At 39.3% G+C, this 5,970-nt stretch carries 5 protein-coding genes; all 5 read left to right on the top strand.

The window, feature by feature from the left end:
• Nucleotides 1-865: Nramp family divalent metal transporter (locus VMW81_06185; GenBank protein ID HUU50526.1), on the top strand; the 865-nt coding region annotated here is incomplete at its 5' end.
• Nucleotides 866-1,110: 245 nt separating this feature from the next.
• Entirely contained in the window at nucleotides 1,111-2,295 is a 1,185-nt protein-coding gene (locus VMW81_06180) for a transketolase C-terminal domain-containing protein (GenBank protein HUU50525.1), read from the top strand.
• A gap of 1 nt (nucleotide 2,296) precedes the next feature.
• Nucleotides 2,297-3,196: a thiamine pyrophosphate-dependent enzyme gene (locus VMW81_06175; GenBank protein HUU50524.1), complete on the top strand. Its 900-nt coding sequence runs from the start codon at nucleotides 2,297-2,299 to the stop codon at nucleotides 3,194-3,196.
• Nucleotides 3,183-3,818, top strand: coding sequence for a 2-oxoacid:acceptor oxidoreductase family protein (locus tag VMW81_06170; protein HUU50523.1), 636 nt, complete (start codon nucleotides 3,183-3,185; stop codon nucleotides 3,816-3,818). The genes VMW81_06175 and VMW81_06170 overlap by 14 nt, the downstream gene beginning before the upstream one ends.
• Before the next feature lie 283 nt (nucleotides 3,819-4,101).
• Nucleotides 4,102-5,970 (top strand): FAD-linked oxidase C-terminal domain-containing protein (locus VMW81_06165; protein ID HUU50522.1); only part of this gene is annotated, 1,869 nt, incomplete at its 3' end.

Genomic DNA, 5,970 nt, shown 5'->3' with positions numbered 1-5,970 from the left:
ATGGTTAATGGCAAAGGGTATCATGTTTAATGCTGGTGGAGATTGGTGGATTCCACCGGGCATCAACCTTTTTGCCTTGTTCGGTGCTGTTATCTATGCAGGCGCCGGGAGTCTGGGAAACCTCGCCTATACCTTTGCTGTTCAACAAAAGCAGTGGGGGATGGCTTCTCATATTGGTAGGGTTACAAGCCCTCTGACAGGTAAATTGGAACCCGTTCCAACCGCAGGAAATGTATTTGAGACTACAGAGAAGAATATGGCTCTATGGAATAGGTGGTACAAGATAATGAGGAATGATGTAACCATCTACTTCTGGATTGCCAATACCGTTGGAATAGTTCTCCTTGCCCACGGCGCATTAGAAGTTTTGCATCCTGCGGGCTTGGTTCCCAAAGGAGCCCAAATAGCTGTAACCCAGGCAAATATGTTAGCTTCGAAGGCAGGGGAGTTTGGAAGGGTTATATTCCTGGCCATGTCTTTCTTTATCATGTATAGCTCCCAGTTGGTGGCCTTGGATTTGGGGTCTCGAATGATATCAGAGATCCTCTATACCCATACAGACTTACATGAGAAGTATTCCTTGAGGGGAATATACACAATTTCTCTTCTCGCCTTGTTAGTATTTGCTGGCTGTGCCCTTTGGATTCCTACGAAACCCTTTATCCTATTTCTTATGGGTGCGGTCCTTGGAGGTTTCACTATGGCGGTCTATAGTCCGATGCTGTTATTTATGAACACAAAATTTCTGCCAAAGGAAATTCAACCAAGCACCTTTATCAAAGTAGGATTAGCGATTGCTTCAGCGGTATACATCATCTTTTCGATAGTGGTTATCCTGAACAAGGTATTTGGGGTTGGAGCCTAATAACTAAGAAAAAATCCGAGAGATTTTTAAGAGGGGTTTTTTAAAACCCCTCTTTTTTTATCAAAAAAGGAGTTAAATTTACTATACAAATTCTGCGCTTTTAGGTTGATTATAAACAGTTTAAATTGTAAATTGGATAATTAAGGTATAGATTAATAGGGTATTGAGTTTAAACACGACGTTTTAGAGGATATCTGAAAAAAATTATATAAAAGGTAAAATCAACAGAGAGGTAAGCAGAAATAATGATAGATTTATTGAATGGTAACGATGCAGCAGCCGAAGGTGCGAGGCTTTGCAGGCCAAAAGTCATACCAACCTATCCCGTAACTCCAATGGCTCCTGTACTTACTAGAATTGCAAAGGACATAGCAGATAAAAAATTAGATGCTAACCTGGTTCAGTTGGAGTGCGATCAGAGCGCAATTGCAGCATGTGCAGGTGCTTCTTTAGGGGGCGCAAGGGTCTTTACCGCAACGAGTTCACAGGGCTTGGCTTATATGCATGAGCATCTCTTTTATATTTCTGGATTGAGGCTTCCTGTTGTAATGGGAGTGGTTAATCGTTCTCTTTCAGCACCTCACTGTCGGCTGGCAGATCACAATGATGCCTTAGCCCAGAAGAGCACTGGATGGATACAATTCTTTTGTGAAGATATCCAGGAGGTCTTAGATAACTGTATTCAGCTATATAAAATCTGTGAGCATAAAGATGTTCTTCTGCCAGGTATGTTTTGTTATGAGGCCTATATCCATTCTCATACATTAGAAACTGTTGAAATCCCTGAACAGAGCTTAGTAGACGGATTTTTGGGAGACTCAAAACCTGCCTGGACGATTTTAGACCCTGAAAACCCTATAACAATTAATCCTAATACGAGTGATCAGTATTATACAGAGTTTCGATATCGACAATCTGTGGCAATGGATAAGAGTAGGAAGATTATAGAAGATGTAGCCTTAGAATTTAAAAAGATTTTTGGGAGGGATTACAAGGGGTCCATAGAGGTTTGGCCGGAGGATAAGGGGGAGATTGTAATTGTAACTATGGGTGCCATGGTTAAGACCGCTAGACAGGTTATTCTGGAATTGAGAGAAAAAGGGAAGGATATCAAAATGGTAAAGGTCAGGGCCTTTAGGCCTTTTCCTTCGGAGGAACTACAAAATGCCTTGAAAGATGCTAAAAAGGTTATTGTGATCGATAAAAACAATACTCCAGGTTTAGGAGGGTCCCTCTATCATGAACTGAGGTCCTCCCTTTACGGAATGAAAAGGCAACCTATAATATACAGCGCAATCGCTGGTTTAGGAGGAAGAGATGTTAGCATTCCTCAAATTAAGGATTTAGTCAATAGGGTTTCACGAGACAGAGATGGATCTCTAAATAGTGGAAAGCCTTTATGGATTGGGCTTAAGAAGGGAGTGAGGTAGAATGGTTGATAATAATAAAAGAAGAGGGCAGGAGTTAGTATCAGAAGAGGGATTGTATACTACCCCAGACGTAATTAAAGGGACTCTTTGTGAGGGTTGTGGAGGGATTATGGCCCTAAAGACGATTATTAATGTCTTAGGTAAGAATACTGTCGTTTCAATTCCAGCCAGCTGCATGGCCAATGTAAGTGCTACCCAGAAAAAAACATCTTTCAGGATTCCCTTTGTTCATACTCTCTTTGGGTCAGCCCCGGCTGTGAGTACAGGGTTGAAGGCTGCCTACGATGCATTAAACAAGAAAGACATTAATATTGTTACGATTGCTGGGGATAGCGGGAGTCTTGATATCGGGTTTCAAGCATTATCGGGTCAGGCATCCAGAAATGATAATGTTCTCCATATATGCTATGATAATGAAGCAGCTATGGCAACAGGGGGTCAGGTCAATTCTACTTCTCCAAATAAGGCATTAACCTTAACAACCCCGATGGGTTCTCCCTTTATTAAGAAGAACGGACCTGCAATTATGGTGGCTCATAGAATTCCTTACGTAGCAACAGCATCCATATCTCATGTTAAAGATTTAGAGCTTAAGATAAGAAAGGCAATGAAGATTCATGGAATGAAGTATATCCACATCTTGGCTCCCTGTCCCATATCATGGGACTATGATTTTAAAAAGACAGAAGAGATGGCGAATTTGGCAGTTAAGACAGGCCTTTGGATGCTATATGAAGTAGAATCTGGTTCCTTTTCTCTAACCTATAAACCCTCGCAAAGAATATCGGTTAGAGAATTTTTTGAATCCCAGGGGAGATATAGCCTCTTGACAGAAGAGGATATTAATACAATTCAAAATGAGATTGATAATATGTGGAGAGATATTGATGAAAGAGATTAGAATATATGGAAGAAGGATGCCCTACATATTGAATAACTTTTTGGAGGGGGCAAAAATTTTGGCAAAGGCTGCTGTTTTTGAAGGCAAATATGTACAGATAAGGGAACCATGGGACTTTTTAAGGGGAGGAAGACCAAACGCCGTTACCTTAAGAATAGACACAAAGCCGATAAATACACTAGCTAAGGATTACCGCTTAGACATGGTTGTTGTTTCAGAAAGGGATTTGGTAGTTGTCTCAAAATTTGGCATTGTTGAGAAGATTGATATTACCCACTATTTAAAGAATGATGGGATTATTCTTTTGAATACCAAGGATAGGATTCCGCTTCAGGATTATGATGAGAGAATCATAAATCTTGATATGAATCAGATTGCAGTCGATTACAATACAGGGCTTCGATTTCCTCTGGTAGGTGCCATCAATAAACTTCTCAGCTTGGTGTCTGAAAAATCATTACAACAGGCGATTCGTGATGCATCAGAGGGGGATAGTTTTGCAAACAACTTAAAGGCTGCTGAGAAGGCATACTCAAAGCTAGAAGAATCAAAAAAGTTATCCTCCATGAAGAGTAGCCAGACAAGTAAGGCCATGAATAATCTAAAAAAAGTTAAGATATAAGTCGAGATAATACCTGAAAAAAGTCCTATCAATTATTTTATCGAATAAAAAACCATCTTTTTAATAATCAAACATCCTAGTTTTCATTTGATTTCTAAAAGATAAACCATGATATTTGTATATTGAGTAAAAAAGTGTTTGACAATTGATTAAAGTCAGATTTTATAATCAAAGAGTTTTATCTTAGAAATTTATTGACAAACGAGATTTAGAAATGCTACAAAATTTTTTTGTTGAATGATATATATATAGATGAGACAAACTTAATTTAAAGGAATCATTAATGAAAAAGGTTGATGAAATTGCTAAAGACTTGAAAGAAATGGTTCAGGGAGAAGTTCTCTCAGATGAGATAAATAGGTTTTTATATACCTATGACGCCAGTATATTTAAAATGAGACCTCTCTTAATCGTTTTACCTAAATCAAAAGATGATGTGATAAACGTATTAAAATATGCCAATAAAGAGGAAATTCCTGTTACTGCAAGAGGAGGAGGTTCTGGCAGGGCGGGTCAGGGAATTGGTCCAGGGATCATTATAGATTTCTCAAGGTATATGAACAAACTCATAGAGATAAATACAGAAGAAAATTATATGATAGCACAACCCGGCATAACCCATACGGAAACGAATGAGATTCTTAAGGGATACAAAAAGATGCTTGGCCCAGACCCTTCCAGCGGAGATATGGCTACTATAGGAGGAATGGTGGCTAATAATTCTAGCGGACCTCACTGTCCAAAATATGGTCCTATGAAAGAACACGTTCTCTCTCTTGAGGTTATCTTGGTAAATGGAGATATTATCCATACAAAAAGGTTGAGCGTTGACAGCGATGAGTATAAGGCTCTTATCGAAAAAGATGATTTAGAGGCGAGGCTATATCAGAAGGTTATAAAATTAATAGAGGAAAACAAAGACCTTATAGAGGAAAAAAGGCCTTATGTTACAAAAAATTGTAGTGGATATAATCTCTGGGATACGGTCATTAATGGATATCGAGACCTATCAAAGCTGATTGTTGGATCTGAAGGAACATTGGGGATTGTAACAGAAGCTAAGTTAAGAATAGTGGATATTCCAAAACATACCTCATCAGCATTATTGATCTTTGATAGCTATGAGAATATTGGTAAGGCTATTTGGGAGATCTTACAGCTAGGAACCAGTATGGCTGAGATAATGGAGAGGAATCTTCTTGAAATAACCAGGTCCAATGACTCTGAATTGGATAGATTTCTACCCAAGGATATTGAAGCAGGGGTTTTGATTGAGTTTGATAGCGATTCTATGGATGAGATCGAAGAGAAGATGAAGAAAGCAAAGGAAAAGATAGTAGAAGAACTCGGTTATGCCAGGGAGATAACCATTGCCAAAAATCCTGGGGATAAGGCAAAGCTCATAAAAATTAGAAAAGCAGCGGCATCCATTCTCAATAAGATAGAGGGACCGAAAAAACCGGTTGCCTTTATTGAAGATGGGGCTGTGCATCCCTCTAGACTTTCAGAGTATATCTCCGGACTGCAGAGAATATTCAAGAATTATGATGTTGCAGCCAATATCTATGGCCATGCTGGCGACGGCAATCTCCATACAAACCCAATCCTCAATCTCAAGGATCCAAAAGATATTGAAAAGATGAAGAATATATCCAGAGAAGCCCTTGAACTTGTTCTTTCATTACAAGGGACGATAAGCGGAGAGCATGGTGACGGTATATCGAGGGCATATTTTGTAAAGAAGCAGTTTGGTGAACTCTATGGTGTCTTGAAAGAGATAAAAAAGCTCTTTGACCCAAATGGCATTCTAAATCCTGATAAAGTTTTAACAGAAGACGAAGACCTATTAACAAAATACCTGCGATATGGGGCTGAGTACAGGTGGAAGGAGACAAAAAGCTTCTTTGATAAGGAAGAGCTACGAAGGGAAATTGAGAAGTGTCATGGGTGCGGGACTTGCCGCTCTTACTGTCCAATCTATCTGGAATTGAAAGATGAAAAGAGCAGTTCACGGGCCAAGAGCAATGTCATGCGCGGAATCATCTCTGGAGAATTGGATATAGACAAATTAACGAGTAAACAGATTAAACAAATAATGGATCATTGTATCAACTGCAAACAGTGCCTAACAAAATGTCCCACAGGGGTCAAT

Source organism: Nitrospinota bacterium, from assembly GCA_035528715.1.
In the GTDB taxonomy this organism is placed as follows: Bacteria; JADFOP01; JADFOP01; order DATKYB01; family DATKYB01; genus DATKYB01.
Note: the sequence above shows the minus strand (reverse complement) of the source record. Positions and strands in the feature narration are given on the sequence as shown.

Bases quoted from the DNA above. Each gene is read 5' to 3' on its own strand.
- VMW81_06180 (HUU50525.1), top strand. From the start codon at position 1,111: ATGATAGATTTATTGAATGGTAACGATGCAGCAGCCGAAGGTGCGAGG.
- VMW81_06175 (HUU50524.1), top strand. From the start codon at position 2,297: ATGGTTGATAATAATAAAAGAAGAGGGCAGGAGTTAGTATCAGAAGAG.
- VMW81_06170 (HUU50523.1), top strand. From the start codon at position 3,183: ATGAAAGAGATTAGAATATATGGAAGAAGGATGCCCTACATATTGAAT.